21 protein-coding genes and 1 pseudogene are annotated in these 26,495 nt (G+C 65.1%); 11 read left to right on the top strand and 11 right to left on the bottom strand.

Features of this window, described 5'->3' with window-relative positions; translation table 11 throughout:
- The 3 genes from YUU_RS0129745 to YUU_RS0129735 form a co-directional block, all read right to left on the bottom strand.
- Nucleotides 1-154 (bottom strand): phage integrase N-terminal SAM-like domain-containing protein (locus YUU_RS0129745; RefSeq protein WP_027525658.1); only part of this gene is annotated, 154 nt, incomplete at its 3' end.
- A 153-nt stretch (nucleotides 155-307) separates the two neighbouring features.
- Nucleotides 308-817 carry a GNAT family N-acetyltransferase gene (locus YUU_RS0129740; protein WP_027525657.1) on the bottom strand — a complete coding sequence of 170 codons (510 nt, stop codon included), beginning with the start codon at nucleotides 815-817 and terminating at the stop codon, nucleotides 308-310.
- Between the two features lie 29 nt (nucleotides 818-846).
- Complete coding sequence (locus YUU_RS0129735; protein WP_027525656.1) at nucleotides 847-1,401, bottom strand: PAS domain-containing protein; 555 nt, start codon at nucleotides 1,399-1,401, stop codon at nucleotides 847-849.
- 457 nt (nucleotides 1,402-1,858) lie between these two features.
- Between YUU_RS0129735 and YUU_RS0129730 the strand changes: the two genes are divergently transcribed.
- Complete coding sequence (locus YUU_RS0129730) at nucleotides 1,859-2,665, top strand: rhomboid family intramembrane serine protease (protein ID WP_027525655.1); 807 nt, start codon at nucleotides 1,859-1,861, stop codon at nucleotides 2,663-2,665.
- A gap of 190 nt (nucleotides 2,666-2,855) precedes the next feature.
- Nucleotides 2,856-3,284 (top strand): CBS domain-containing protein, encoded by a 429-nt coding sequence (locus YUU_RS0129725; RefSeq protein WP_027525654.1) that lies wholly within the window; start codon nucleotides 2,856-2,858, stop codon nucleotides 3,282-3,284.
- Between the two features lie 3 nt (nucleotides 3,285-3,287).
- Here the strand turns inward: YUU_RS0129725 and YUU_RS0129720 are convergent, their stop codons facing one another.
- Nucleotides 3,288-4,391 (bottom strand): patatin-like phospholipase family protein, encoded by a 1,104-nt coding sequence (locus YUU_RS0129720; RefSeq protein WP_027525653.1) that lies wholly within the window; start codon nucleotides 4,389-4,391, stop codon nucleotides 3,288-3,290.
- Nucleotides 4,392-4,625: 234 nt separating this feature from the next.
- Here YUU_RS0129720 and YUU_RS0129715 point away from each other — a divergent pair, with 234 nt between their 5' ends.
- Entirely contained in the window at nucleotides 4,626-5,687 is a 1,062-nt protein-coding gene (locus YUU_RS0129715) for a hypothetical protein (RefSeq protein ID WP_027525652.1), read from the top strand.
- A gap of 447 nt (nucleotides 5,688-6,134) precedes the next feature.
- On the top strand, nucleotides 6,135-6,329 hold the full coding sequence (locus YUU_RS0129710) for a hypothetical protein (protein WP_027525651.1): 195 nt from the start codon (nucleotides 6,135-6,137) through the stop codon (nucleotides 6,327-6,329).
- Between the two features lie 66 nt (nucleotides 6,330-6,395).
- On the opposite strand, the pseudogene YUU_RS52085 reads toward YUU_RS0129710, so the two are convergent.
- Nucleotides 6,396-7,144 (bottom strand): annotated as a pseudogene (locus YUU_RS52085) (zinc-binding dehydrogenase); the annotation flags it as partial.
- 146 nt (nucleotides 7,145-7,290) lie between these two features.
- Between YUU_RS52085 and YUU_RS0129700 the strand changes: the two are divergent.
- Nucleotides 7,291-9,753 (top strand): bifunctional diguanylate cyclase/phosphodiesterase, encoded by a 2,463-nt coding sequence (locus tag YUU_RS0129700; RefSeq protein ID WP_027525650.1) that lies wholly within the window; start codon nucleotides 7,291-7,293, stop codon nucleotides 9,751-9,753.
- Here YUU_RS0129700 and YUU_RS0129695 read toward each other — a convergent pair.
- The 3 genes from YUU_RS0129695 to YUU_RS0129685 form a co-directional block, all read right to left on the bottom strand.
- On the bottom strand, nucleotides 9,739-11,013 hold the full coding sequence (locus tag YUU_RS0129695; protein WP_027525649.1) for a serine hydrolase domain-containing protein: 1,275 nt from the start codon (nucleotides 11,011-11,013) through the stop codon (nucleotides 9,739-9,741). The two genes, YUU_RS0129700 and YUU_RS0129695, sit on opposite strands and share 15 nt — an antisense overlap.
- 126 nt (nucleotides 11,014-11,139) lie before the next feature.
- Nucleotides 11,140-11,703 (bottom strand): nitroreductase, encoded by a 564-nt coding sequence (locus YUU_RS0129690; RefSeq protein ID WP_027525648.1) that lies wholly within the window; start codon nucleotides 11,701-11,703, stop codon nucleotides 11,140-11,142.
- A gap of 112 nt (nucleotides 11,704-11,815) precedes the next feature.
- The gene (locus tag YUU_RS0129685) at nucleotides 11,816-15,175 is read right to left on the bottom strand and encodes an autotransporter domain-containing protein (protein ID WP_245288127.1); all 3,360 of its coding nucleotides are present in this window, start codon (nucleotides 15,173-15,175) and stop codon (nucleotides 11,816-11,818) included.
- 267 nt (nucleotides 15,176-15,442) lie between these two features.
- Here YUU_RS0129685 and YUU_RS0129680 point away from each other — a divergent pair, with 267 nt between their 5' ends.
- Nucleotides 15,443-16,357 (top strand): hypothetical protein, encoded by a 915-nt coding sequence (locus YUU_RS0129680; protein ID WP_027525646.1) that lies wholly within the window; start codon nucleotides 15,443-15,445, stop codon nucleotides 16,355-16,357.
- Here the strand turns inward: YUU_RS0129680 and thrS are convergent.
- Nucleotides 16,354-18,396: a threonine--tRNA ligase gene (gene thrS, locus YUU_RS0129675; protein ID WP_027525645.1), complete on the bottom strand. Its 2,043-nt coding sequence runs from the start codon at nucleotides 18,394-18,396 to the stop codon at nucleotides 16,354-16,356. The genes YUU_RS0129680 and thrS overlap by 4 nt on opposite strands.
- Before the next feature lie 403 nt (nucleotides 18,397-18,799).
- On the opposite strand from thrS, the gene YUU_RS52080 reads away from it, so the two are divergent.
- The 3 genes from YUU_RS52080 to YUU_RS0129660 all read left to right on the top strand — a co-directional run bounded on the left by YUU_RS52080 (nucleotide 18,800) and on the right by YUU_RS0129660 (nucleotide 21,694).
- Complete coding sequence (locus tag YUU_RS52080; RefSeq protein WP_051389941.1) at nucleotides 18,800-19,966, top strand: hypothetical protein; 1,167 nt, start codon at nucleotides 18,800-18,802, stop codon at nucleotides 19,964-19,966.
- A 49-nt stretch (nucleotides 19,967-20,015) separates the two neighbouring features.
- Nucleotides 20,016-21,194: an MFS transporter gene (locus tag YUU_RS0129665; protein ID WP_027525644.1), complete on the top strand. Its 1,179-nt coding sequence runs from the start codon at nucleotides 20,016-20,018 to the stop codon at nucleotides 21,192-21,194.
- Nucleotides 21,195-21,298: 104 nt separating this feature from the next.
- A complete protein-coding gene (locus tag YUU_RS0129660; RefSeq protein ID WP_027525643.1) occupies nucleotides 21,299-21,694 on the top strand; it encodes a hypothetical protein in 396 nt (131 codons plus the stop codon).
- Between the two features lie 35 nt (nucleotides 21,695-21,729).
- Here the strand turns inward: YUU_RS0129660 and YUU_RS0129655 are convergent, their stop codons facing one another.
- Together YUU_RS0129655 and YUU_RS0129650 are read right to left on the bottom strand one after the other, a co-directional pair.
- Nucleotides 21,730-22,086 carry a GrlR family regulatory protein gene (locus tag YUU_RS0129655; RefSeq protein ID WP_245288126.1) on the bottom strand — a complete coding sequence of 119 codons (357 nt, stop codon included), beginning with the start codon at nucleotides 22,084-22,086 and terminating at the stop codon, nucleotides 21,730-21,732.
- A 119-nt stretch (nucleotides 22,087-22,205) separates the two neighbouring features.
- Nucleotides 22,206-23,516: an alpha/beta hydrolase gene (locus YUU_RS0129650; RefSeq protein ID WP_245288125.1), complete on the bottom strand. Its 1,311-nt coding sequence runs from the start codon at nucleotides 23,514-23,516 to the stop codon at nucleotides 22,206-22,208.
- A 353-nt stretch (nucleotides 23,517-23,869) separates the two neighbouring features.
- Between YUU_RS0129650 and YUU_RS0129645 the strand changes: the two genes are divergently transcribed.
- Nucleotides 23,870-25,237 (top strand): APC family permease, encoded by a 1,368-nt coding sequence (locus YUU_RS0129645; RefSeq protein ID WP_027525640.1) that lies wholly within the window; start codon nucleotides 23,870-23,872, stop codon nucleotides 25,235-25,237.
- Nucleotides 25,238-25,239: 2 nt separating this feature from the next.
- Nucleotides 25,240-26,454, top strand: a complete 1,215-nt coding sequence (locus YUU_RS0129640) for a hypothetical protein (RefSeq protein ID WP_027525639.1) — start codon at nucleotides 25,240-25,242, stop codon at nucleotides 26,452-26,454.
- The last annotated feature ends 41 nt before the right edge of the window (nucleotides 26,455-26,495 follow it).

Below are 26,495 nucleotides of genomic sequence, written 5' to 3'. Positions count from 1 at the left end.
GGATATCCTCCAGGTCAAGGCGGTCGGGAGAGCGACCGAAATACCGGCTCAACTTCGCTACGGCGTTGAGGTAGGATTGCTGCGTCGCCGGTGACAGATTGCGGACCGTCATGTCCTCGATCATGCGGCGGCGAAGTGGGCTGATCTCAGCCATCGGAAAACCTCCTGTCTGAAGGGTTGGGCTTTGAAAACCCGCAATCCTCTCAGACAGGAGGCAATCCTTGCTATGGCTCCCTACATGCCGCGACAGCGGCTTCGTTCAATCCCAAATCGATTCAACCTAACCCCATCCCGCTTTAGGCGCCGTTCAACCGCGCTGATCGAGATCGCGGATCATGTATCTCGCGCCTTCGCCATAGGACGCCAGCTTGATGCGCGACGCCGCGTCGGGCGCGATCACGCGAAAACCATGGCGCGCCCAGAACGGAGAGGTGTCGTAGACGGAGACGAGCGCGAGATGTTCGATTCCGTTCGCGCGCGCCAGGCGTACGAGCATCTCGATGTACGATGTCGCGACGCGACTGCCGCGTGAGGCAGGCATCACCGCGACGTCATGCACGTAGAGGCAGTCGGGCGCGAGCGGCAGTCTTTGCAGGAAGTCGTCGAGCGGCGGAATCCGGTGGAGCGTCCAGGGATGAGCAATGCCGTAGCCAAAGACATCGTCGCCCGCGATGAGCACCCCGCAACCTTCCGGAAACAAGCTCATCTTCTCCGCAAGGACGTCGGCGCGCTCCGGCAGATCGGGATGGATGGCCGTCGCGATCGCGATGATCGCCGGCAGATCGGAGGGCTTGGCGCGGCGCCAATGTGATTGCACGTTGTTTCCCGCGCGCCCGAAGCGGGCGTTTATCTCAGCCCCTCATATACCATCAATCCGCGCGCGATCTGCAGCTTGCGGATGGCGCGAGGCAACAGCTTCTCCGGCTGGTGCAGATAGCGCCAGGAGGTGAGGGCGAATTCGCCGAGCGCGCCATATTCGTCGTCGAACGGGGCGAGCACACCGGTGACGCTGACCGGCGTATGCGGGCGCGCGTTGAAGGGCAGCAGCAAGAGCTCGAGATGGGCGCGCGTTCCGTCCTGCCGCGTCGCGGTGAGGCCGGCGATGGCGCCGAGCGTCTCCTCGGCGACGATGGCAGTGATCTCCTCGATCTCGGTGCGGCTTTCGCGCGTAAAGAGCGCGGCAAAGCTCTGGTCCTTGAGGTCACGTCCGGCGAGTGCGCAGACGCGCGTGCCGGCGACGCGGAAGGGGAAGCCGAGCGTCGGCTCGCAGGACAGGACAAAGATGTCGCCGAGCAGCCCGCGGACGGCGGCCGGATCGATATCGGCACGGTCAGGCGCCCGCGCGGTGCCGCGCTTGTCGTCCCAGTAGGCGAAGAATTCGCGGCTTGACGGATGTTTCATGACTCTACGCTCGCCCCTCGGCTGCACGTCGTGGGACAGACTTGTCCCGCTTCAGTGCACCTCGGGTCCCCTTCTTTGTTGTGCAGGAGCGGATCTGCAGCGTCCATGCCGCAGGCGCGTTTTTGGCCCCCAGGGACGGGCCTTTGCGTCGTTAACGTTAAATTAACGATGGGCTTTAACCCGTTCGCGCGGCTGCTATGGTCGCCGTGGTCGCAAGCCGCGCTGCTTTACTCCAGGTTCTCGGCGGGGCCTGTACACAAGGCGTCAAACAGTTTGGTCACGGGCCGTGGGGAGGGGTGGGGATACACCTTTTTCCTCCAAGTCCCGGAAGGCCGACACGGACAGGGAGGGCTTTCCCAGGGCCCTCCCTTTTCCTTTTGTGCACTTGCACGGGGTGGGCAAAGGCGACTATCTCCACGCTTGTCGCACTGTTCGCGCTTTGAAAGCCAAAAATCCCTTGGACGCCCCGCCAAATTCTCCGCCGGATGAACCGGCCGCACTTCAGGACGCGCGGCGCGAGCCGGTTTTGACGCTGCCGGGCGCGCTGACGGCCTACATCGCGCTGCTGGCGGTGATCCATCTGCGGGTGCTGCTGCCGCCTGAACTCGAAAACTGGACCATCGACGTCTTCGGCTTCATCCCGAAGCGCTACGATTCTTCGCTGCTCAACCTGGCGATCCCCGGCGGCGCCGGTGCGAAGGTATGGACCTTCGTCACCTATTCTCTGCTCCACGCCAATCTCACCCATCTCGGCTTCAACGTGCTGTGGCTGTTGCCGTTCGGCAGCGCGCTGGCGCGGCGCTTCGGGCCGGTGCGCTTCTACCTGTTCCTGGCGGTGACGGCGGCGGCCGGCGCGCTTGCCCATCTGCTCACCCATGAGCATGCGGTGGCGCCGATGATCGGGGCGTCGGCGTCGGTATCCGGCGCCATGGCGGCCGCGATCCGCTTTGCGTTCGTGCGCGGCAGCTTCCTGTCCTTCAGCCGTAGCGATGCCGACACAGCGGCAAAAGTGCCGGCGCTGCCGCTGTCGCGGGCGCTGCGGGACGGGCGGGTGATGGGTTTTCTCGCGGTGTGGTTCGGCGTCAACATCATCTTCGGCATCGGGGCCATCGGGGTCGACACCGAGGGCGCAACCGTCGCCTGGCAGGCGCATATCGGCGGCTTCTTCGCAGGCCTTCTGCTGTTCTCGCTTTTCGATCCCGTGCCGCGCGCGCGCCCCAATGCTGCAGATGCGTCATCACAGGACATTTCAGACCGCGTTTGAAGCGACGCTTGCGGGATGGGGCGATTTCATCCATCATCGCATGCGAAGAATGTCGTGATGCGACAAGCCGGTAGCGGCCCTGCTTCGCGCAGCGCCTGAGAATGAAACCGGCATTGAGACTGTTAGTTGAAGACTCGCGAACAAGTCCGGCCCAAGCTTAGAGGGCCGGGTAGGATTCAGGGAGGCGGCAATGACGGTACGTTCTATCCTCGACACCAAGGGCCACCAGATCATGACCGTCGAGCCCGACGCAAAGATGTCGGCCGCAATCAAGCTGCTCGGGGAGAAGAAGATCGGCGCGGTGCTGGTGATGAATCAGAGCCGGCTCGAAGGCATCCTGTCGGAACGCGACATCGTGCGCGTGCTGGGCGAGCGGGGCGCCGGCGTGCTGGAGGAGCCGGTCTCGAGCGTCATGACCCGGAAGGTCGTGACCTGCAAGGACACCGACACGGTCTCCGCGATCATGGAGATGATGACCACTGGCAAGTTCCGACATCTGCCGGTCATCGATAATGGCAAGGTGGTTGGCCTGATCTCGATCGGCGACATCGTCAAATGGCGCGTGCGCGAATACGAGACCGAGCAGGAAGCCCTGCGCGACTACATCAAGACGGCCTAAGCCTCATTCGCTGACTTTCTCGGCCTTGTTTTGATCAGTCTTGTTCTGGTCAGTCTTGGGCGCGGTGCCTTCCGGCGCCGGCGCCAGCACGTGGATCGCCTCCTGGATGGAGTCGATCGCGCGCTCGGCGGCGCGGGTGCCGAAGGCGATCAGATCGTCGGCGCGGTGGAAGTCGAACCAGCCGATCTGGCCGACCCGCGGCGTGATCAGCATGTCCGGCGGATCGCCCGCAAGGCGCGCGCGGGTGATGCGGTCCTGCATGATGTTGAAGGCATCCACCATTACCGAGGAGATGCCGGGCCGTCCGCCGCCGCCGAAGAACTCGCGCTTCACGGTGCGCTCGGGCGAGAAAAATCTCGGGAAGCGCCGCTTGGTGGTATCCTTGGCGCCGTCCTTGGCCGCCGCGTCCTCGGTTGCTGCCGGCTCGACCGGGGCGGCCATCGCGCCGTGTGAATAGATGGTCGTGGAATGGGTGAAGATGTCGCTGGAAAGATTTGCGGCGATGACGATTTCCGCGCCCAGCGCCCGCGCCGCGGAGACCGGCACCGGGTTAACCAGCGCGCCGTCGACCAACCAGCGGTCGCCGATCAGCACCGGCGCGAAGATGCCCGGCAGCGCGTACGAAGCGCGCATCGCCTCGACCATGCGGCCGCGAGTCAGCCAGATCTCGTGGCCGGTGCGGACTTCGGTGGCGACCGTGGCGAACTTGATCGACAGATCCTCGATCAGGGTCTGGCCGATCGCTGCCTCCAGTCGGGTTGCGAGCTTCTCACCGCCGATCAGGCCGGAGCCATTGAGGCGAATGTCGAGATAGGAGAGGATGTTGCGCACGCCCTGGAAGCTGCGGGCCCAGTCCTCGAGCGTGTCGAGATGACCTGAGGCATAAGCGCCGCCGACTACCGCGCCGATCGAAGTGCCGACCACGACGTTCGGCACTATTCCGTTGGCGAGCAGCGTTCTCAAAATACCGATATGGGCAAAGCCACGCGCCGCACCGCCGCCGAGCGCAAGGCCGATGACCGGACGACGAATGCTGCCGAGCCCCACCTTTTCGCTGTTCGCACCGTTGGAGCCGTTCGCGCCGCGACCCTTCAACATATCCAGCACCGAAGATCTCCTACGACCCAACTGACGCTAACCAGACTAGGCACCGCGATCCAGCCCCGCCAGAAACACAGCGAAGCATGGTTTATGCCGCTTTGGGGAGGGCACTGGGCAGGAGTATGGCGATGGCTGGTTGCCGCAAGACTAACCATTTGAGGTTCCGCCCGTTCCAGAAACAGGTGTTTCCCGGGGTTCCGGTGGCTTGAATTTGCCGCGTTTTCGGTGAAAAGCACGTACATGATTTTCGGGGGTGACGGCATCAGACGGTGGCGGCGCGGCGGATGGCTGCTGCCGGCCGTTTTGCTTGCCTGCTTCCTCGGCGATGGCGCCGCTCACGCGCAATTGTTCTCCGACCGCCCGCCGCCGGTGCCACCGGCCGCCGTGCCCGATCCCGGTGCGGCCGTCAGCCTCGCGCCGCCCTCGGGCCCGGGCGCGGCGCCGCCGAGCCTGCCGCCGACGCTGACGCAGCCGGCATCTCCCACCATCCCGCCCTCGGTCGCGACCGTCCCGCCGGCCGCGCCCATGGGAGCTGCTGCGCCCGGCCAGGCCGTGCTGTCGCTGACCGCTAAATACGGCAAGGATCTGCCGCCGATCACCAGCGGGCTGGTGTGGCGGGTGTTTGCCGACCGCCCCGACGAGAACGGCACGTTCAAGCTGATCCGTGAGGATCGCAACGCCACGCCCAACATCGTGCTGCCGCCCGGCAATTACGTCGTGCACGTGGCCTTCGGTCTCGTCAGCGCCGTGCGCACGGTGAGCCTGAAAGCCGAGACCGACCGCGAGGCCTTCGTGCTGCCGGCGGGAGGCCTGCGCATCGAGGGCCGCGTCGGCACCAGTCGCATTCCGCAGAACCAGATCTCGTTCGCGATCTACAAGGGCAGCCAGTTCGAAGGCGGCGAGCGCTCCTCGTTGGTGCCGAACGTTGCCGCCGGCGACGTCGTGCTGCTGCCGGAGGGCACGTACTACATCATCTCCAACTACGGCGACGCCAACTCGGTGGTGCGCTCCGACATCCGCGTGCAGGCCGGCAAGCTCACCGACGTGACCATCACCCACCGCGCCGCCGTGATCACGCTGAAACTCGTCAGCGACAAGGGCGGCGAGGCGCTCGCCAACACCGCCTGGTCGGTGCTCACCCCCGGCGGCGACGTGATCAAGGAATCGATCGGCGCCTTCCCGAAGGTCGTGCTCTCCGAAGGCGAATACCGCGCCATCGCCAAGAACGAGGGCAAGGTCTATGAGCGCGGCTTCAACGTCGTCAACGGCGTCGACGGCGAAGTCGAAGTCGTCGCGCGCTGACGCGTTCAGTGTGAACGGGACAGCGAAGCCTTCTTACCTCGCCCGCTTCTCATCCAGCGCACGAAATGCCGGCCAGGCGCTCGTCGACCGCTCGGCGCGATCGCGAAAGCTATACCGTCTCGAAGCGAGGGCAATCGTTATCCCGCGCATTTGCAGGCGCGAGTCGGCGGCTGAGATTTTGGCCTGGATGACCGGTGAGTCTCTCCTCACCGCACCTCCAGGCGTGAGTTCCGATTTGCATGCGCGTGCGAAAGCGCTACCAAAATCGTCTTCAGGCGCAAGGCCTGGGGAAACACCGCACCAGCAACGCAATTCCGATAATCAATTTTGTTCTCTTTCGCTCCTGCTGCGTTATATCTCTGGCATCCGTCCAAGGGGGCCGGATGCGCGGGTCGTCTGTCTTCGCCTCGCGTGGCCGGCAACGAGCAGGGGGCGCAACCCATCGGCATGTTCGAAGTGGTCCTAACGAGACGCAAGCGATTTGGCTGGCGGTGGCAGGTTTGCGACCAGTCAGGCAAGCTGTTTGCCGATGGCTTCGAGCGCACCCGTCCGGCGGCCAAGTATCAGGGTGAACGCGCGCTGTTCTTCCTGCTGTCCCAGGCCTATCTGAACAACCGGTCGGCAGCCTCGAGCGAGGACTAGCGGGCGGCAGCCTACCCGGCCTCGGAAGGGCGCGGGACCATGAAGCGCGACGAGATTGTCATCGGCTCAGGGCCCGACGATTAGCGTGCCCTTTGCATCGCGGTCGCGGATCAGCGCGTAGGCGTCCGCGACGGTCTGAAGCGTGAAGCGGCGGGCATCGAGCAGCGACACGAGCTTGCCCGCTTCGGCAAGGCGGGTCGCTTCCGCCAGGATCTCGCCGTGATGCGCGCGGCCCTCGCCGCTGAGCAGAGGCAGCAGCGTGAACACGCCGGAATAGGTTGCGGCACGGAACGACAGCGGCGCGAGCGCATGCGTGCCCCAGCCGAGCGCGCTCACCACATGGCCGAAGCGGCGCACGGCAGTGAACGAGGTGTCGAGCACGGTTCCGCCGACGGTGTCGTAGACGAGATCGAAACCGCGCCCTGCCGTGTGCCGCGCAACGTAAGCCTCCACAATATCGTCGCGGTCGATGAAGGTTGCGCCGACACTTTCGATGTACGTTCGCTGCGCCTTGGAGCCGGTGGCATACACCTCAGCACCGGACGCACGTGCGAGCTGGATCGCGATATGACCGACGCCGCCGGCACCGCCGTGGATCAGGACCTTGCTGCCGGGTGAAATTCTGGCCCGGTCGGCCAGGCCTCCCAGGCGGTGATGAAGATGAGGGGCAGGGCGGCCGTCTCCCGCATACTGAGATTGGCAGGCTTCAGCGCCAGCAGGTCTGCATCCACTGCGGTGAATTCGGCAAGCGATCCCTGGACGCCACCAACGCCACCCGTCATCCCGTACACTTCATCGCCCGGACTGAAGCGCGTACGAACTGTCACAGTCGCTAATGCGCACTAACCATCGCCTGACTTAAAACTGTCATAATCGCCCTTCGAGCGCCGCAGGCAAAAACCTTTTACACGCCATTAAGTGCGCCTGCCTTGGATGCATTGGGATAGCGTTGGGGACTGCAATGAGTGCCGCGAAGAAGATGCCGGGCAAGCCGGCCACCGACATGTTTGGCGACATCCCGGTGCTTCAGCGCAAATGGCACGCTGCGTTACGACCGGGCGAACGGTTGCCGCGCTACGAGGATGTGATGCTCGGCAGCCTCGGGCGGCTCGCCGACCACATCGCGCTGCTTCGGGCCGACGGTGCGCTCGAACTGTCGCGCAGTGGACGCTACGTGCAGACATGGCTCGGCGACGAGCGCTGGGACGTTCCGGTGGCAGCCTTGGCGCCCGATTGCGCAACTGCGCTTACGGAAGTCGCGGCGAACGCGCTGCGGAACGGCCGCCCGCATCATGCGCGCGCACATTGCGTGCGCGACGGCATGGTCAGGACCTACGATGTGCTGGCGCTGCCGACCGCCTCGCGCTGGGGCGCCATGCTGATCGGGACTTACGTCAACGAGCGCGGCGCGCAATATAATCTCCTCGATGCGATCTTCTCTGCGACCGACGATGCGGTGGTGTCGCTGGCAGCGCTGCGCGATGCCGATGCGAGGGCCTTCGACTTCCAGATCGTGCATCACAACAGAAGCGCGGAGGTGCTGCTGAAGGCAGAGAGCGGAAGCCTGTTATGGCGCCGGCTCGGAGAGGGCGGCACGATCCTTGGAACACCCGGCGTCGTGGAGCTTCTGCATGCAGCCGTCTCGGGCGGCCGCAGCGAGCAGCGCGAAATCGAGCACGATGGACGCCATCTCCGGCTCTGCGCCACCGCCTTTGCCGACGTCGTGTCGCTCACGATCTCCGATGTCACCGCGCTGAAGCAGCGCGACGCATCGTTCCGGCTGCTGTTCGACAACAACCCGATGCCGATGTGGGTGTTCGACGCCGAGACGAAGCGCTTCCTGGGCGTCAATGACGCCGCGGTCCAGCACTATGGCTACGACCGGGACGCCTTCCTGCGCATGAGCCTGCTGGAGATCTGGCCGCACGACGAATGGGACAGCCACTCCGAGGCGCTGCAGCGCCTTGGCGACACCTATCACTCCTCGCGCAACTGGCGGCACCTGCGCGCCGACGGCAGTGAGATCGAGGTCCTGACCTTCGGCCGCCGCGTCACGTTCGAAGGCCGCGACGGTTATCTGGTCGCTGTGGTTGACATCACCGAACGGCGCAAGGCCGAGGCGCGCATCGCCTACATGGCCCATCATGACGGGCTTACCAATCTGGCGAACCGGGAGCATTTCCAGGAACGCCTGAAGCTGGCGCTCGATCAGGCCGGGGGCAAAAGGGTCGGCGTGCTCTGCATCGATCTCGACCTGTTCAAGACCATCAACGATTCCTTCGGCCATCCCATCGGCGACCGTCTACTGAAACACGTCGCCGAGCGCCTGGCGATCGCGATCCGCGGCGCCAACCTTGCCGCTCGCGTCGGCGGCGACGAGTTCGCCGTAATCCTCGCAGCCGACGTGTCGCCGAACGAGGCCAGCGCTTGCGCCAGCCTCCTGATCGAGATGCTGAGCGCCCCCTACGAGATCGACGGCCTGGAGCTGGTGATCGGCGCCAGCATCGGCATCGCGCTGTCGCCCGGCGACGGCGTGACATCGGAGGAATTGATGCGCAATGCCGACATGGCACTCTACCGTGCCAAGTCCGACGGCGGCGGCGTGCATCATTTCTTCGAGAAGGAGATGGATCTGCAGGCGCAGCGGCGGCGCGACATGGAGCTCGACCTGCGGCGTGCGTTCGCCAATGGCGAATTCGAGCTGCACTACCAGCCGCTGGTCTCGATCGCTTCCGACCGCATCTCGGGTTTCGAATCGCTGTTGCGCTGGCGTCATCCGGACAAGGGCATGATCTCGCCGGCCGAGTTCGTCCCGGTGGCCGAGGACATCGGCCTGATCACCCAGCTCGGGGAATGGGTGCTTCGCGAGGCCTGCAGCGAGGCGGTGAAATGGCCGCGCGAGATCAAGGTCGCGGTCAACCTCTCGCCGGCGCAATTCCGCAGCCGCAACCTGGTCCAGGTCGTGATCTCGGCGCTGGCACGATCGGGCCTGGCGCCGAAGCGGCTCGAGCTCGAGATCACGGAGTCGATTTTCCTGGCCGAGACCGACGCAAACCTCGCCACTCTGCACCAGCTCCGCGAGCTCGGTGTCGGCATCTCCATGGACGATTTCGGCACAGGCTATTCCAGTCTCAGTTATTTGCGCAGCTTTCCCTTCGACAAGATCAAGATCGATCGCTCCTTCGTGAAGGATCTCGCGGAGCGCCCCGACTGCGTCGCCATCGTTCGCGCGATCTCGGGGCTCGGCCGCAGCCTCAACATCACGACGACGGCGGAAGGCGTCGAGACCGAGGACCAGCTCGACTGGCTGCGCGCGGAAGGCTGCAACGAGGTTCAGGGATTCCTGTTCAGCGCGGCGCGCCCCGCGGGCGAGATCAAAGAGTTGCTGACGACGATCGGACAGCGCGCCTCACGGGCGGCGTAGCCCGGGAGGGTAGGCGTCGTAGACGAGGGCCTTGAAGGCAGGCGTGATGCGGCCGCGCTCGTTCTGGGTCTGTTGCATCATGACGTAGACCATGTCGAGCTTGGGATCGACGCCGAAATAGGTGCCGCTGCCGGAATCCCACTTCAATTCGCCGATCGAGCCCGGCGGCGGCGGTTTGGCATCGCCCGGATCGGTGCGCACCGCAAGGCCGTAGCCATAGCCGAAGCCGTCACCCGGGAAATAAAAGTAGTCGCGATCGACGCCCGAGCCTGGCCCGATGTGATCCGTCGTCATGTCCTTGAAGGTGGCGGGGCTGAGATAGCGCTTGCCGTCGAGCTCGCCGCCGTTGAGCAGCATCTGCGCAAAGCGCCCGTAGTCGGTGATGGTCGAGAGCAGGCCGCCGCCGCCGGATTCCCATTCGGGATGGGCGAGACGGTCGCGCTCGGCGTCGAGCAGAATCGTGTCGTTCGGCAGCGGCCGCGCCATCCGCTTGAACTCGTCGGGCGTCGTCAGCACGAACTTGGTGCTGGTCATGCCGAGCGGATCGAGCACGTTCTGCTTGAGGAACTGGTAGAGCGCCTGCCCCGAAACGACCTCGATGACGCGGCCGAGCACGTCGGTCGAGTGGCCGTAGCGCCACAGCGTGCCGGGCTGGCGCGCCAGCGGCAGTCTTGCGATGCGCTCGGCGAACTCCCTGTTGTCAAAATGGCCTTCGAAGATGTTCGCGGCCATATAGGCCTCTTCGATCAGCTCGCCGCCGATATATCCGTAGGTGATCCCGGAGGTATGCCGCATGAGGTCCTGAATGGTGACCGGCCGGATCGGGGCCACGATCTTGAGCACATGCAATCGCTCGGCGGCCGGCGTGTCGAGCCCGACTTTCACGCTGGCGAAGGCCGGGATGTATTTGGAGACGGCATCGGACAGCGACAGCTTGCCGGCGTCGATCAGCATCATCGCCCCTAAGCTCGTGATCGGCTTGGTCATGGAATGGATGGAGAAGATCGTGTCCGGCGTCATGGAAAGGCCGGTCCGGACGTCGCGCACGCCGATGGTCTTCAGATACAGCGGCTTGCCGTGCTGCTGAACCAGGATGATCGCACCCGGCAGCCGGTGGGCCGAGACCTCGTTGTCGAAGAATGCCGTGATACGCTCAAGCTGGTCGGGCGAGGGCGCAGGGATGTCTTTCGCGCGGCTGCGCATGGCGGTGCCGGCGAGCAGCGCTGCGCCGGCGAGGAATGTTCGTCGCGTGGTGATCATGGCATGAGCCCGCGCAGCGTCAGGCGGCGGCACGGGCGTGAGCAAGCGTCACTTCGGTATCCTGCCCGGCCGACGCAACGGGATCAAAGCCGGAAGATGAGCGGTCCGTCAACTGGGTGAAGTCGACTAAAACCGCGTCACGATCTCCGAGAGTGCCGGGCGAGGGCGGTCTTCGCTTGGCTTGGTCGGCCTGCCGATGTGCACGAGGCCGGCGAGCTTCTCATCCGGCTTCAGCCCGAGCCCTTCCAGCACGTCGCGGTCGAAAGCAAACCAGCCGGTCAGCCAGCACGCGCCATAGCCGAGCGCGGTCGCGGCCGTGACGATGTTCATGGCGCTGGCGCCGGCCGACAATTCCTGCTCCCAGGCCGGCACCTTCGGATGCGGCTTGGTGAAGCTGACGATCCCGATGACGAGCGGCGCGTCAGTGAGCCGCTTCCTCTCGACCTCGATCTCGGCCGCCGGTGCGCCCGGATTCTTGCGCGCGAACACGCGCGCGATCACTTCGCCGGCGCGCATCCGGGCTTCGCCCTCGAAGACGATGAAGCGCCAGGGCGCGAGCTTGCCGTGATCCGGCACCCGCGCGCCGATGGTCAGGATCGTCTCGAGCTCGGACGGCGAGGGGCCGGGCCCAGCCATCTCGCGCGGCTTGACGGAGCGGCGGGTCTTTAACAATTCGATGGCGTCGGGCACGGGTATCTCTTTCATGGGGCCAATTTTGGCCATCGCATTAGCACGCGATCCTGCTGGCCACGAGACCGTAGACCCCCCATCTAGACGGATTGTGATCTGCGCCCGTTGCAGTTCACCAAGCGTAGCGCACCGCACCCTTGCCGGCATAGGAGCGCGTGACGGCGGTGAGCTCACCTTCGAATGTCGCGGCGGCCGACCAGCCGTTGGACCATTTCAGTTCGGCCGACGTCGTCGTGAGCGCGGCGTTGCGCGCCTGCGCCGCGCCGTTGACTACAAAGCTTGCGCCCGGCAGCGACTGGAAGGTCGTCGCGACCGAGCGATCCGGGTTGAAGTCGTACATCCAGGCGAGGCGGCCGCGCAATGTCAGGATGCCATCAGGCACGGCGACGGACTTGTCGCTTCGAAGGCCGAGCTCGCTGCGGGCGTCGGTCACGGTCTTGCTGGCGTAGCTCAACGCAAAGGTCGACGCGCCGGAGACGACCTGTTCGGCGTAAGCCGGCAGATTGAAGGTGGTCGCCTGGGCTGCTGCGTAGGTCGTGAGGCCAATACCGGTGCCCACAGGTGCGACAAACCGGTAGCCGCCTTCGACGCGGCCCGAATAGGCATTGGCGTTGAACTCGGCGCGCAGACGGTCGACGCCGACGCTGCGGTCGGTGGTGATGTCCTGCCACCCATAGGCGAGGGCGGCAGAGATATACGCCGGTCCCACGATGTGGCGCAGGTAGGCGCCTGCCTGGAACAGGTCGGAGCGACCCGAACCGAGACCGGTCACGCCAAAATTGGTGCCGCCGCCTGCCAGCGCAAAGCCGGCCAGCGTTTGCGGCGAGAAGCGATAGTCGGCGCCGACCGCGGTGCCCAAGATGCGGCTTGTCGTGTCGTTCGAGCCCAGGGCTGCGTTGCCGCTGGTCGATTGCGAGCCGCCAAAACCGCTCGCCCACGCGTTCCAGCGCTGGGCGAAGGTGTCTTCGCGCGGGTGGGGCAGCATTGCGAAGGCGTCGGTTGGCTTGCGATTGGCGCGCGTGGTCGCGGAATCGTCCGCCGCAAAGCCGCTCGTGCCGTTCGATCCGCCCGGCCTGTCGATCCATTGCATGGAGGGATCCATGAGCAAGCCGATGAATCCATTCATCGCGTTGAACGTGGTCTGCTGCGAACCAGTCCCGAGTTCGCCGGACGCCTGCGTCAGGCCCGCCGGCGTCATCGCGCCATAGACCAGCGGAATGCCGCCGTTCGCATTGAAGAAGTTGGTCAGTGCGTTGCCGACCGCCTGCTGATTGCGGTTGAGGCCGCTCGGAATGGTGTAACTCAGGGTCAGGTCGAGGAAGACGTCGTTGGCGTCATAGCTCAGGCTGGCCGCGAAATTCGCAGGCAGATTGGTGTTCACCAGCGAACTGAAGGTGCCGGAGATGCCGGCATCTGCGGTGAGGATGGTATAGGTCTTGCTGACATAGCTGCCATTGGCGAAGACCGCCTTCACGGTTGCGCCGCCGAGTGTCGCGCCACTGGTTACGTTCGTGGACGATGCCGCCGCCGGATCGAGCTGCACCAGATAGATCGCGCCGGATTGCAAGGCGAGGTTGCCGATGATCGTGAACGACGAGCCCGACGTACCATTGCCCGGCGCGAGTAGGCCGCCGGCATTGACCGTCAGAGTCTGCGGCGCGAGGGTGCCGGCGCCGGTCAGGGCGCCCCCGGCGTTGACGGTCGCCGCCGAGGTGGTGATCGTGCCCTCGACGTCGAGCACGCCGGCATTGACTGTCGTCGCGCCGGAATAGGAACTGATGCCGGCCAGCACGAGCGTCCCGCTGCCGATCTTGGTTAGACCTCCGGCGCCGCCGATTGGGCCATCAAGCGTCGCGTTGAAGCCGTTGGTGTCGAACGTGCCGCCGCCCGCATTCAGCGTCACCGTTCGAGCGGTGGAAAATCCAGCCAGGAATTGCAGCGTGCCGCCGTCGAGGGAGAGGCCGCCCGACGCCGCGCCGAGGCTCGAGTCGGAAGCAACGGCGAGAGTGCCGCCGTTGACGGCCGTCCCGCCGGAGTAGGAGTTGACGCCGGTCAGCGCGAGAGTTCCGTTGCCGATCTTGGTGAGGCCGCCGGTGCCGCCGACGGCGCCATCGAGTGCCGCGTCGTAGCCGTTGGTGTCGATCGTGCCGCCGCCCGCATTCAGCGTCACCGTTCGACTGCTGGAAAATCCCGCTAGAAATTGCAACGTGCCGCCACCGAAGGCGAGCCCGCCGGATGCCGCGCCGAGGTTGTCGTCGGAGCTGACCGCAAGCGTGCCCTGATTGATGCTCCACGGCGTCGTCGCCGTCGTCGTGCCTGTCAGGGTCCAGGTGCTGCCGCCGGTCTTCACGAAGCTCGAAAAGGCTTGATACTGCGCAGTCGAGCCGATGCCGGAGACGTCGAAGGTGCTGTCGGTCGAGCCGCCGAGCCGGAACGTATCGGTGCCCGTGCCGACGACGTTACCGTTGATGACCGAGCCGGCCCAGAGTTCGAGGATGTTGCTGCCCCCGGTGAACGTGATGGCGTTGGCGTCGACCGCCGCGCCGAGGTTCACGCCGGCCGAGATCGTGCCGCTGTTGATGATCGTGAGATTGGCGCCGACGACGCCGTCGCCGGCCGAGCCAGCCTCCCCGTCACTCTTCACGCCATTGGGTAAGCTTGAGGAGGAGCCGGCACCAGGCGCGCCGGACGTGCCGCCGGTGATTGTGCCCGAATTGATCAGCGTGCCGCCGCTGGCGAAAGTGACGGCGGTGCCGCCGTTGCCGCCGTCGCCGCCGGCCGAGTTCTGGGTGCTGGAGGTTGCGTTTCCGCCGCCGCCCCCGTTTCCGCCCGCGATGGTCCCGGAATTGCTGAGGATGCTGCTGCCGGTCAGGTAGACACCGTATCCGCCGTCGCCTCCGTTGCCGCCAAAGCCGTTGCCAGTGGTATTGGCGCCGCCGTTTCCGCCGTTACCGCCGCCGATGGTGCCGTTGTTGGAGTAGGTGAGGACGCTGCCATCGACCACGACGCCATAGCCGCCGGCGCCTCCGCCGCCCCCGCTCGCGGTGCCCGTGCTCGAACCGCCATGACCGCCCGCGCCGCCCGTTGTCGTTGCGGCGTTGACGGTGTCGACGGTCACGACGTCGCCATGCGCGCCGCCGCCACCTCCGCCGCCGCTATTGCCACTGCTGCCATTGCCGCCGCCGCCCCCGCTAAGCCCCGCACCGATGCCACCATTGCCGCCGACCGCGCCGCCGGAGCCCGATCCGCCGCCGCCGCCCGACGCCCCGGCGCCGCCGCCGCCACCGCCGCGGATGACCGCCGGCGAGTCGCCGCCGTAGCCGCCCTGGCTGGTTGCCGAGCTCGTGCCGCCATTCGAAAAGGCAGAGCTGCTGCCGCCCGCGCCGCCTTCGGTCGCCTGCGCGAAGGCAGGGCTCGCTGCAGCCAGTGACAGCGCCGTCGCCAGCCAAAGCTGCTTCGTCGCGACCAGCACTGCACCCCCATTGCATCAAGACGCATCCGGTGAATCCGACCTGCGACCAAGGACGGGTAGCCACCAAGAGGGCTTGCGAGAACTGCGACTTTTTGGGTGGATTCCGCAGATCGTTATCGTTCCAGCGCGCCGTGGCTTGCGTGCAACACCGGCGATGCCGCCTCTGCATTGCCGCCGTCATCAAGAGTGGTGGCAATTGTAAGAGTGTGCATGAATTGCTAGTTGCCAAAGCGCGGCAGGAAGATCCGCATGTGATGTGAACCGGGAATGTCGGACGCCGCGTTAACTCCTTCTCCCGATGCCGTTGCCGCCTTGCGCGGTCATCCCGCCTTCGCCGCTGCCATCCGGGCTTGTGCGCAAAGTTCGGTCTCGCTCTACCGGGGCGACCGCATCCTGAATGCGCTGCTCAACGACCGCGCCCGCGCTGTGCTTCCGCACGTTGCCCTCTATCTTCATTACAGCCGACGGCGCGCCACAGAGCCGGGGCTGACCGTCGGTGCCATGAAGGACCTGTGCGTCCGCCTAGGCCTGTGCAGCCGCGGACGCTGCGAGGCCATGCTGGCGTTGATGCGTGCGGCCGGGTTGCTTTCGGCCGCGCCGGACCGTGACCGGCGCCGGCGGCCGCTGGTGCCGACCGAGAAGCTGTTGACACTGCACCGGGTCCGATGGAGCGCCCATTTTGATGCCATTGGCATGGTGATCCCGCAGGCGAGGGCCTATCGGGCCGCCGTCGATGATCCCGCTTTCGTGGGTGCATTTGCGATCGAGCTCGGCCGCCGCTTTGTCGCGGGCTTGCGCGTGCTCGATAACGCCCCCGAACTCGAACTCTTTGCCGAGCGCAGCGCCGGAATGATGGTCTTGTTCAGCCTGGCGCTGGCGGGTCCGGCGGACGAGTCGTTTCCGCCGGTCAAGCCCGTGCCCTTGTCCATGAAGGCATTGGCGACACGGTTCTCGGTGTCCCGCAAACACGTGTTCACGCTGTTGCGGGACGCCGAAGCGCAGGGATTGCTGCGGCGGGGCGGGGCCGCCAATGATGAAATCACCATCCTGCCGCGCGGGCGCGTGGCCATGGAAGGGCTGCTCGCCACCATGTTCCTCTATCTGGCCGAATGCGCTGAAGTAGCCTTGCCGGGAAGTGCCGCCGCCGGACGCCCGGTCGCGACGGCGGCACCGGTGGTTTAGGCAGCGCCGCGTGCCCGCTTGACGTCAGGCGGGCTCGCCTCGTCGACCAGCGCGGCGATCGCCTCGTCGGTCGGCATCACCTTCTGGCCGTCGCTGCCGAGCCGGCGGACGGAGACCGAGTGCGTCTCGGCCTCCTTCTTGCCGACCACGAGCAGCGCCGGGATCTTGGCCAGCGAGTGCTCGCGGACCTTGTAGTTGATCTTCTCGTTGCGCAGGTCGATCTCGACCCGCAGGCCGGCGCGGCGTGCCTGCTCCACCACCTGCTTGGCGTATTCGTCGGCTTCCGAGGTGATGGTCGTGACCACCACCTGCACCGGCGAGAGCCAGAGCGGGAAGTTGCCGGCATAGTGCTCGATCAGGATGCCGATGTAGCGCTCCATCGAGCCGCAGATCGCGCGGTGCACCATCACCGGCGGTTTCTTGCCGCCGTCATGGTCGATATAGAACGCGCCGAACCGCTCCGGCAGGTTGAAGTCGACCTGCGTGGTGCCGCACTGCCAGTCGCGGCCGATGGCATCGCGCAGCACGTATTCGAACTTCGGCCCGTAGAAGGCGCCTTCGCCCGGATTGATCTCGGTCTTGATGTGATTGTTCTGCGACTGGATCTCGCGCAACACCGTCGCCATCACGCGCTCGGCATGATCCCACATCGCATCGGTGCCGACGCGCTTGTCGGGGCGGGTCGACAGCTTGACGGTGAGGTCGCCGGTGAAGCCGAAATCGGCATAGGTCGACAGGATCAGGTCGTTGATCTTCAGGCACTCGTCGGCAAGCTGCTCCTCGGTGCAGAAGATATGCGCATCGTCCTGGGTGAAGCCGCGCACGCGCATCAATCCGTGCATGGCGCCAGATGGCTCGTAGCGATGCACCACGCCGAACTCGGCGAGCCGCATCGGCAGGTCGCGGTAGCTCTTCAGGCCGTGCTTGAAGATCTGCACGTGGCCGGGGCAGTTCATCGGCTTGAGCGCAAACCAGCGCTTGTCCTCGGCTTCGTCGCCGGCCGACTGCGCCGCGAACATGTTCTCGCGGTACCAGCCCCAATGGCCGGAGGTCTCCCACAGCACCTTGTCGAGGATCTGCGGCGCGTTGACCTCGCTGTAGTCGCCGGTCAGGCGCCGCCGCATATAGGCGATGAGCTGCTGGAAGATGGTCCAGCCCTTGGGGTGCCAGAACACCACGCCCGGACCTTCCTCCTGGAAGTGGAAGAGGTCGAGCTCTCGCCCGAGCTTGCGATGGTCGCGCTTCTCGGCTTCCTCGATCTGCTTGAGGTAGGCGTCGAGGTCCTCCTGCTTGGCGAAGGCGGTGCCATAGATGCGGGTCAGCATCGGGTTGTTGGAATCGCCGCGCCAATAGGCGCCCGCCACCTTCATCAATTTGAAGGCGTTGCCGATCTTGCCGGTCGAGGTCATGTGCGGGCCGCGGCACAGATCGAACCAGTCGCCCTGGAAATAGATCTTGATCGGCTCATTGCCGGGAATGGTGTCGACCAGCTCGACCTTGAAGGCCTCGCCCTTGTCGCGGAACACCTGCTTGGTCTTCTCGCGATCCCAGACTTCCTTGGTGAAGGGTTTGTCGCGCGCGATGATCTCGCGCATCTTCTTCTCGATCGCGGCAAAATCTTCCGGGGTGAACGGCTCGTTGCGGAAGAAGTCGTAATAGAAGCCGTTCTCGATCACCGGGCCGATGGTGACCTGAGTCCCCGGCCACAGCGCTTGCACGGCCTCGGCGAGCACATGCGCGGCGTCATGCCGTATCAATTCCAGCGCGCGGGGATCTTCGCGGCCAACGAACTCGATCTTGGCATCGGACTCGATGGGATCATTGAGATCGGTGAGCGCGCCGTCGAGCGCCATCGCCACCGTGCGCTTGGCGAGCGACGGCGAGATGCCCTTGGCGATGTCGAGGCCGGTAATGCTCTTGTCGAATTGGCGCTTGGCGCCGTCGGGGAAGGTGAGGGTAACCTTGGCGGCCGGGGTCACGGGCTTCAAATTGCTGAGGCTGTACTGGAAACCGGATTCGGACTTGTGGTCGTCGGACATGACATTTCTCCTGAAGCTCACTCCTGCGAACGAGCGCAGGTAAGCGGGAACGAGCGGTATATCAGGCGATTCGGCCTGCGCAATCGGGCAAAACGAGGAAATTGCCTGCGTCCCGTTTCAGAGCCGGACGCCAGACGCACCTTGACGTTGCATGCGTCCACAGGTTGTTGTTTCATGGGACTTGTCGGGAATGGGCTGCGGTTTTGGGGTTAGTTGCTTCGTGACGTTCGTTGGATCGACTTGCCTCAGGGGCGGCGCCGGCATTGTCATCGTCACATTTCTGACATTGGTCGGCGGGCCAACGTTGGGTCCTGCCTGGGCCGCGCCGGCCCTGAGCCGCGTCTCGCGGGCCCCTCTGACGCCGCAGCCAAGTCAGCCGTTGCCGGGACGCCCGCTGCCACAAATGCGGCCAAAGACGCCGCCGACCTCGCAGCGGCCAATCACGTTCTATGTCGTCAAAGGAGGGCCCGATGCCTGCGGCCGCGGCTGCGACCGCTGGATCGCTGCAGAAGGCACAATCGACGCCGGAGCCGCGCCGCGGTTTCGCAAATTCCTGCAAAAGGTTCCCGATCGCCGCCTGCCGATCTATTTCGCCTCACCCGGCGGCAATCTGGATCAGGCTGTTGCGATGGGTGCCATGCTCCGGGAGCGGGCCGCGGTGGCGCGGGTCGGGCGGACGATGGCGGAAGAGTGTGGCTTCGAGGCGCAGGACAGTGACGTATGTCTGAAGGTGAAGGCCGCGGGGCGCGAATTGCATGGTGACCTCTCCACCCGCGGGGCAGTCTGCGCCTCGGCCTGTCCTTATGTGATGCTGGGAGCTGCGACACGGGAGATTGCACCGGATGCCGTGCTCGGGGTGCACTCGCCGAAGGTCGTGACGCATTTCCGGGTCGAGGCGCCGACAGCGGAGATGCGCGCGGCAGCCACCAGGCGCGGCCTCGATCGGGCCGAGCAGTTGCTGACGAGTTACATCAAAAAAATGGGCGTCGACCTCGCCCTGCTCAGGCTTGCCGACACCGTGAGATATGAGGACATGCACATGCTCACGCGCGATGAGATCGTGCGGTTCGGCATCGACCGGCGCGAGCACGTGGAAACGCCGTGGCTGTTCGAATTCGGCATGCGCAGCATGGTCCAGAAGGTTGTCGCCGAGCGGAATGACACCGACAAATCCTTTCGCCTGATTGCCTGGCGCCTCACATGCTTCGACCTCGATCGCTTCGCGCTCGAGTTCCGGCGTCCTGCGGCGTCCGCGGCCAGCCCTGCCTCGGTTCGTGTGGCGCTGGGAAGCGCAAACTCGCTGGCGCTCATCTCGATTCCAGTCAAGCTGCAGGGATTTGAGTTCTGGGGCACGCAATTCAGGAAGGCCACGCTGCTTTCGCTGTCGGATGCGCCACACTTCGATTTCACGGAGGCGGCGCAGGGGCCCGACGGCGCCGGGCCATCCCGCACCAGCCGGCTCTCGAACGAAGGGCTCACGGTGGCACTCGACCGGCTGCTCGCTACCTGCGCGCCGGCGAAGGTGAACACGGCTGGTGCGCGCAGCGACATCGTGGATCCGGCGAAATAGACATGGTCGGACCTTCCGCGCCGTGCCGATGCTACCTACATGCACCTGCATGAAATCCGATCCCGCTTCCCGCCGCTTCGCGCCAACCGCCCTGATGCTTGGAAATGTCGTCACCGGCTGCGCGGTGCTCGCGCCGGCCGGGATGCTCCCTGAATTGTCGTCGGAGCTCGACATCAGCATCCGCACAGCGGGCCTTCTGATCACCTTCGGCGCCATCACGCTCTGCATCGGCTCGCCCCTGACGGCGTGGCTGACCAGCCGGATCGAGCGGCGCATGCTGCTCACCGCAACGCTGGCGTTGCTTGCCGTCGGCAATATCGGCTCGGCCCTCGCACCCGACTATACGAGCCTGCTCGCCATTCGCCTGTTGATGCTCGCGATCGGCGCGCTCTATACCCCGCAGGCCGCAGGCACTGCGGCGATCATCGTGCCGGTCGAAAAGCGTGGCAGCACGATCGCCTATGTGTTTCTTGGATGGTCGATTGCCGCGGCCGTCGGGCTGCCGCTGATCACCTTCATCGCCAGCCGTTACGGTTGGCGGGCATCCTACGGCGCGATTGGCGCGCTCGGCTGCCTCAGCTTCCTGCTGTTGCTGTGGCGGCTGCCGGAGGGGTTGAAGGGCACGCCGGTCGATCTGAAGACCTGGGGCGAAGTCGGGCGCAATCGCACCATCGTGCTGCTGTTTGCGATCACCATGCTGCAGATGTCCGGGCAGTTCGTGATCTTCACCTTCATGGGGCCGCTCCTGAACAAGCTGACGGATGCCAGTCCCGATGCGGTCGGTCTGGCCTTCGGCGTCTACGGTATCTGCGGCTTCCTCGGCCTCCTCATTGCCACGCGGATCGTCGATACCTGGGGCCCCTACAGGACCTCGGTTCTGTTCACGAGCCTGTTGCTCGCGGGCATCGCCGGATGGGCGCTCGGCGCCGGCAGTTTTGCACTGATGATCCTCTCGGTCGCGATCTGGGGGCTGGGCTTTGCCTCGACCAACTCGATGCAGCAGGTGCGCCTGGTCGCGGCAGCGCCGTCGCTGGCGCCGGCCACCGTCTCGCTCAATACGTCCGTGCTCTATGTCGGGCAGGCCGTGGGCTCCGCAGCGGGCGGGGCCTTGTTCGCGCGCGATCTCTTGCACACCATCGGCTTCGTGGCGGCCGGCTTCGTCGTTCTCGCGCTTGCCGTTGTCGGGTTGACCCGGCCCCGGCAGGCCGTGGCGACGGCCGCGGCATAGTGCAAAGCCCGTCACATCCGGCTTTTCTCCTCAGCGGACGCTTGGCAAACCGCGCAGGAGGGCGCTAGAAGGCGAGGGTTGGGGACCAACGAGAGCTGACTGACATGAGGATGATTCTGGCGCTTGTCGCGGTGCTGTATTCGGCCGCCGCTTTTGCGCAAACCGACACGCCGATGGTTGGCGACAAGCCGCTGGTGCAGGTCAAGCCCAAGGGGGCCAGCAAGGGTACCAAGGAGGCGGCGGCCAAGGGCAAACCGGAGGCGGCCGCGCCCAAGGGCAAGCCGCAGTCCACCGCGGTCAGGCTGCAGGCCTGTCTCGATCTCGACGACGGCACCAAGGACCGGCTCAACTGCTACGACGGGGTGATCCCGCCCCAGCCGAAGCCGAAGCCCGCAAAGGCGAAGGGCGTCGCCGACTGCCGCTTCTTCAAGGAAGAGGACGAGCGCTTGGCCTGCTTCAACGGCTTTGCGGAAAGCATCCCGAAGCTCCCCAAGAACTGATTGGTGCCTGATCAGAGAAGCGTGCTGACCCGCGGCTAGTCGCTGATCCGGGTCAGCACGGCCCGGAATGCGACGCCGGGAAGCTGCAGAGCGCTGCCCTCGAATTCCGCCATCTCGCCGTCTTCCCGGCCGCTGAGCGTGAGGGTGATCCTGTCCGTTCCGAACAGCGGGCGGAAGGTCGGGTCGTCGTTGTAGCGCTCAGTCGAGATCTTGACCTTGATGCTCTCGCCTTCGCCCGTATACGTGCCGATGAAAGCGAAAGCGGAATTGCCGCCGCGGAGCTTGCCGTCCGTCACATAGAGCACCCCGCACCCCGTGCCGTGCACGGTGTGAAAGTTGGCCTTGTAGAGTCCCTCACGCAACTTCAGGCCCTTACCGAATCCCCAGCCCACGTTATGGGCATCGTCAGGGGAAACAATCCCGGGCACTCCGGGGGCTCGGGCCATCAACATCACATTTTGATCAGCAGGCGGCACCTTGGAGTGTGGTGGCGCGAGCAGCGATCGCCGGGCTAGCGGCTCGATGAGGATGGCGCACTCGCGGCCACGCGTGTCAGCGCCAGCGACGGTGTCGCCGACATCTTGACGAGCACGTCCTTCAGTGGATTCTGCGTCCAGGCGCGGGTCACGTAGTCGCGATGCCTGATGCCGTCGCCGGTCTCGACGAACACCACGCTGCCGGAACGCAAGGGGCCGTCCATGTCCTCCGAGACGCTGATGCCCTTTTGTCGGAGCATGCTCATCAGCTCGCGATCGCGCCGCGCGGTGTAGTGGGTGTATGAGCTGACGAAGAAGCCGGAGCGGTGGCTCTCGATCCAGGAGGCGAACTTGTCGAGTTCGCCATAGACCGCGTCGAGCAGCACGACGCCGCGAACGCGGTCGCTGATACCGCCGACCTCGAGGCTCCAGGCGGTCGGCAGGAAGCCGCCGCTATAGCCGACGATGACGATCGGCATGTTGGCGAAGGCGCGCGCAGTGTTCGGATCGCCGTAGAGGCGGGCGAGATGCTGGCTCGACTCCTCCATGAAGCGCTTGAGCCCGCCGTGCTGCCAGAACTTGCCGGCGCTGGAATCCGCAGCGTCGACCGCCATCTGCGGTGCAAGCAGCACGGCGTTGGCGCCGGACTCGGAGATCTGCTGCGGCACCAATTGCCGGTCGCGCACGTCGCGCTCGAGCGTCGCGCCGTTGCCGTGGAAGAACACAACGATCACCCCAGGCTTGCGCACGTCGAAATGCTCGGGCACGTGCACGAGCACGCGGCTGTCATTGTAGGTTTCGTCCTGCCAGAACACCCGTCCCGAATAGCTGCGATGGCCGCGGCGATCGCCTTTGGAGATGTTGAGGAAGGGCGCGTCGGAGGCGGGATTGTTGCCGAAATACGGGAAGGCGGACGATTTCATGCTGACGAGCGTCGTCAGGTCGTCGCGTTGCGGACGTTGATAGGGCACCTGCGGCTCGAGCGAGGCAACCTTGTAGCGGGCGGGCGCCGGCTCCTGCACCGCGCGCTTCGGCGAGAAGTCCGACATCTGCCGTTGCAGGAAGCTTTCGCTTGCCGAGGGGAAGCGCTCGTTGAACTGCGGGGCCGGGAAGCGATCCTCGAACGTGTCGCCGCTTGCGACTTGCGTGCTGGTCTTGGCAACGATCTGGGTATTGGCCTCGGAGGTTGCCTGGGAGTTCGCCGCCAGCATCGCCGGGTTGGGCGCCTTGCCGCATTGAACCAGCGTCAGCGAGAGCGGCACCAGGACTGAGGCGAGGCCGATCCGGCAGGCAAATCGAAACGCACGACGATGCATGCCGGGCGATCTCGCCCGGTCAGCACTCATGGCTGTTTCGACTCTCGGATCGGCCCCGACCATCCACCCACTAACCCCAAGGCAATCGGCTATCTTGAGCTAGTTGAGCCGACTGGCGTTTAGGCGACGTTAAGCTTAAGCTTCCGGAGAAAACTCCCCACATCCGGAACGCTTGAAATGACCACGCAATCGTGTCGCGATTGTGGGGAGGGGGAGCCGGCCTTCGCAGCTCCGCAGCAGATTTATTGCATGGCAAGGTACATGTGTGGTGCTGAGATACCGCGTTCGATTGCCTCATTTAGCCCTTGTTAACCCTGCTTGAATTGACTGGACCAATCTGCACGATGCTTGGGAGAGGCGCGAGGCCTCAGCTAAGGACGGCGATGACGGCATCAGATGCGGGAAGCGCGGCGTGGACGGGCCGGCGTCTCGGAAGCGGGGCCGGCGTTTCCGTCCTCGTGGCGACTGCGATTGTCGTCGCCGACATGGTCGGCGTCGGGGTGTTCACGAGCCTCGGCTTCCAGGTCAAGGACATCCCGTCCGGCTTCTCGATCCTGCTGCTGTGGACGGTCGGCGGCATTGTCGCGCTATGCGGTGTGTTCTCCTACAGCGAACTCGGCGCGATGTTTCCGCGCTCGAGCGGCGAGTACAATTTTCTCGGCCGCGCCTATCATCCCGCATTCGGTTTTCTCGCCGGCTGGGTCTCGGCGACCGTCGGCTTTGCCGCACCGGTCGCGCTCGCGGCGATGGCGTTCGGCCAATATGCGAAGTCCGTCATTCCGGCCTTGCCGCCGATTCCGCTGGCCATCGGCGTGGTGTGGCTGGTGTCGATCGTGCAGCTCACCGGCGTCAAACACTCATCGACCTTTCAGCTCGTCTCGACGATTCTGAAAGTCATTCTGATCGTGGCTTTCCTGGTCGCGGGCTTTGCGATCGGGGTGCGGCAGCCGGTATCGTTCGTGCCGGCGGCGGGCGACTTCGGCCACATCACCAGTGCGCCTTTCGCGATCGGGCTCGTCTTCGTGATGTACTCCTTCTCCGGCTGGAACGCGGCGACCTACATCATCGGCGAGCTGCACATGCCGCAGCAGAGCCTTCCGCGCGCGCTGCTAGCGGGCACGCTGATCGTGATGGTGCTCTATGTGGCGCTGAACGCGGTCTTTCTCTACGCAACCCCGATCGACAAGCTCGCCGGCCAGCTCGAGGTCGCGAGCATCAGCGGCGCTGCCATCTTCGGCGACCTCGGCGGCCGCATCGTCGGCACCATGATCTGCATCGGCCTGATCTCCTCCATCAGCGCGATGATGTGGATCGGTCCGCGCGTCATGATGACGATGGGCGAGGACATTCCTGCGCTCCGCGTGTTCTCCCGGAAATCGGCGAGCGGCGCGCCGGCCTATGCCATCCTGTTTCAGCTCGCGGTCGCCAACCTCCTGCTCTTCACGCGCAGCTTCGAGGCGGTGCTCGACTTCATCCAGTTCGCGCTGTTGTTCTGCTCGTTCTTCACCGTGCTCGGGGTGATCAAGCTGCGCTTTACGGATCCCGCCTTGCCGCGGCCCTACCGCGCCTGGGGGTACCCGGTCACGCCGGTGGTTTTCCTGCTCGTGACCGCCTTCATGATGTACTATCTGCTGACCGAGCGGCCGGTTCAGTCGCTGTCGAGCATGCTGATCATGCTCTCGGGCCTGTTGATCTACGCCATATTCCGCAGGCGGCCGGACGCCGCTGCAACCTCACACAATCGCGAATAGACATGTTTCGACCCATGAAGATCGCGGCTGTCGCCTTCACCTTGTTGTTCGCGGTCGTAACCCCCGCACGTGCGGCCGGCACCGTCACGGCCGACGACACGGCGCGCTTCCTCGCGGGCATGCAGCCATCCGCGGAGTCTCCGCTTGTGGCGCTGACCAGGGATCCATCCTGGCAGCGTCACGCCAAGTTCTTCGACGGCGCCTTCGCCCAGCTCGAGCAGCGCCAGCTTTCGAAGATCCGCGCCTGGTCCGACGTCAATCTGGCCGCGCCCAGGCCGACCATGTTCTACATGTTCTCGGGGCCGGATTTCCTCTACGCCGACGCATTCTATTCCAAGGCGAGCACCTACGTGCTTGGCGCGCTCGAGCCGGTCGGCAACGTTCCCGACCTGACGCGTGTGCCGCGGGGCGCGATCGCGCCCGCGCTCTACAATGTCGAGCGCTCGCTTGGCTCGATCCTCAGCTTCAGCTTCTTCATCACCAAGCACATGAAGGTCGACTTGCACGCCAACGAGGTCAACGGCACCTTGCCGATCCTCTACGTTTTCCTGGCGCGTTCGGGGAAGACGATCCGCAACGTCGAGATGATCTCGATCGACGACAAGGGCGGCCTGCATGTCGCAGGCGAAAACGCAGGTCCGAACGCCACCCACGGCGTGCGCATCACCTTCGCCGGCAGCGATGGCGAGGCGCGGACGCTGTATTACTTCTCGACGGATCTCTCCAATTCCGGCGCGCGCGCGGCCGGCTTCCTGAAATTCTGCGAGACGCTCGGACCCGGCAACAGCCTGCTCAAGAGCGCGTCGTATCTCCTGCATGCCGGGAACTTCACGACCGTGCGCGACTGGCTGCTTGCCAACAGCGCCACCATCATCCAGGACGATTCCGGCGTTCCGCTCGCGAACTACAATGCGCGGCAATGGCGGTTCTTCCCGTTCGGGCGCTATCTCGGCCCGATTGCGGAATTTCCAGGCCGCTATCAGGAACGCTATGCCGAGCTCTTCACGCGTGCCCAGCCGATCGATTTCGGCATCGGCTATCGCTGGCGCATGAACGAATCGAACCTGCTGCTGTCGGTGAAGGTGCCGGGAAGCGAGGCCGTGCCGGCCGAGACCACCTCGTGGGCTGAACCGCCGCCAAAGCCGGTCCGTCCGAAGCGGCCGCGTCCGCCCGAGCCGATCCCGCCGCCGCCCGGACGCTTCTTCTGGTTTCGCTAAAGCGCGATGAGATCGCGCTTCAGGTTATTTGTTTGAGCATG

The organism is Bradyrhizobium sp. Ec3.3 (assembly GCF_000472925.1).
Lineage (GTDB): Bacteria > Pseudomonadota > Alphaproteobacteria > Rhizobiales > Xanthobacteraceae > Bradyrhizobium.
This window is presented reverse-complemented; position numbering and strand designations above follow the sequence as displayed.

Excerpts from the sequence above, each read along its gene's own strand:
- YUU_RS0129735 (WP_027525656.1), bottom strand. The coding sequence starts at position 1,401 with ATGAAACATCCGTCAAGCCGCGAATTCTTCGCCTACTGGGACGACAAG.
- YUU_RS0129725 (WP_027525654.1), top strand. The coding sequence starts at position 2,856 with ATGACGGTACGTTCTATCCTCGACACCAAGGGCCACCAGATCATGACC.
- YUU_RS0129715 (WP_027525652.1), top strand. The coding sequence starts at position 4,626 with ATGATTTTCGGGGGTGACGGCATCAGACGGTGGCGGCGCGGCGGATGG.
- YUU_RS0129710 (WP_027525651.1), top strand. The coding sequence starts at position 6,135 with ATGTTCGAAGTGGTCCTAACGAGACGCAAGCGATTTGGCTGGCGGTGG.
- YUU_RS0129700 (WP_027525650.1), top strand. The coding sequence starts at position 7,291 with ATGAGTGCCGCGAAGAAGATGCCGGGCAAGCCGGCCACCGACATGTTT.
- YUU_RS0129695 (WP_027525649.1), bottom strand. The coding sequence starts at position 11,013 with ATGATCACCACGCGACGAACATTCCTCGCCGGCGCAGCGCTGCTCGCC.
- YUU_RS0129680 (WP_027525646.1), top strand. The coding sequence starts at position 15,443 with ATGTCGGACGCCGCGTTAACTCCTTCTCCCGATGCCGTTGCCGCCTTG.
- thrS (WP_027525645.1), bottom strand. The coding sequence starts at position 18,396 with ATGTCCGACGACCACAAGTCCGAATCCGGTTTCCAGTACAGCCTCAGC.
- YUU_RS52080 (WP_051389941.1), top strand. The coding sequence starts at position 18,800 with ATGCGGCCAAAGACGCCGCCGACCTCGCAGCGGCCAATCACGTTCTAT.
- YUU_RS0129665 (WP_027525644.1), top strand. The coding sequence starts at position 20,016 with ATGAAATCCGATCCCGCTTCCCGCCGCTTCGCGCCAACCGCCCTGATG.
- YUU_RS0129660 (WP_027525643.1), top strand. The coding sequence starts at position 21,299 with ATGAGGATGATTCTGGCGCTTGTCGCGGTGCTGTATTCGGCCGCCGCT.
- YUU_RS0129650 (WP_245288125.1), bottom strand. The coding sequence starts at position 23,516 with ATGAGTGCTGACCGGGCGAGATCGCCCGGCATGCATCGTCGTGCGTTT.
- YUU_RS0129645 (WP_027525640.1), top strand. The coding sequence starts at position 23,870 with ATGACGGCATCAGATGCGGGAAGCGCGGCGTGGACGGGCCGGCGTCTC.
- YUU_RS0129640 (WP_027525639.1), top strand. The coding sequence starts at position 25,240 with ATGTTTCGACCCATGAAGATCGCGGCTGTCGCCTTCACCTTGTTGTTC.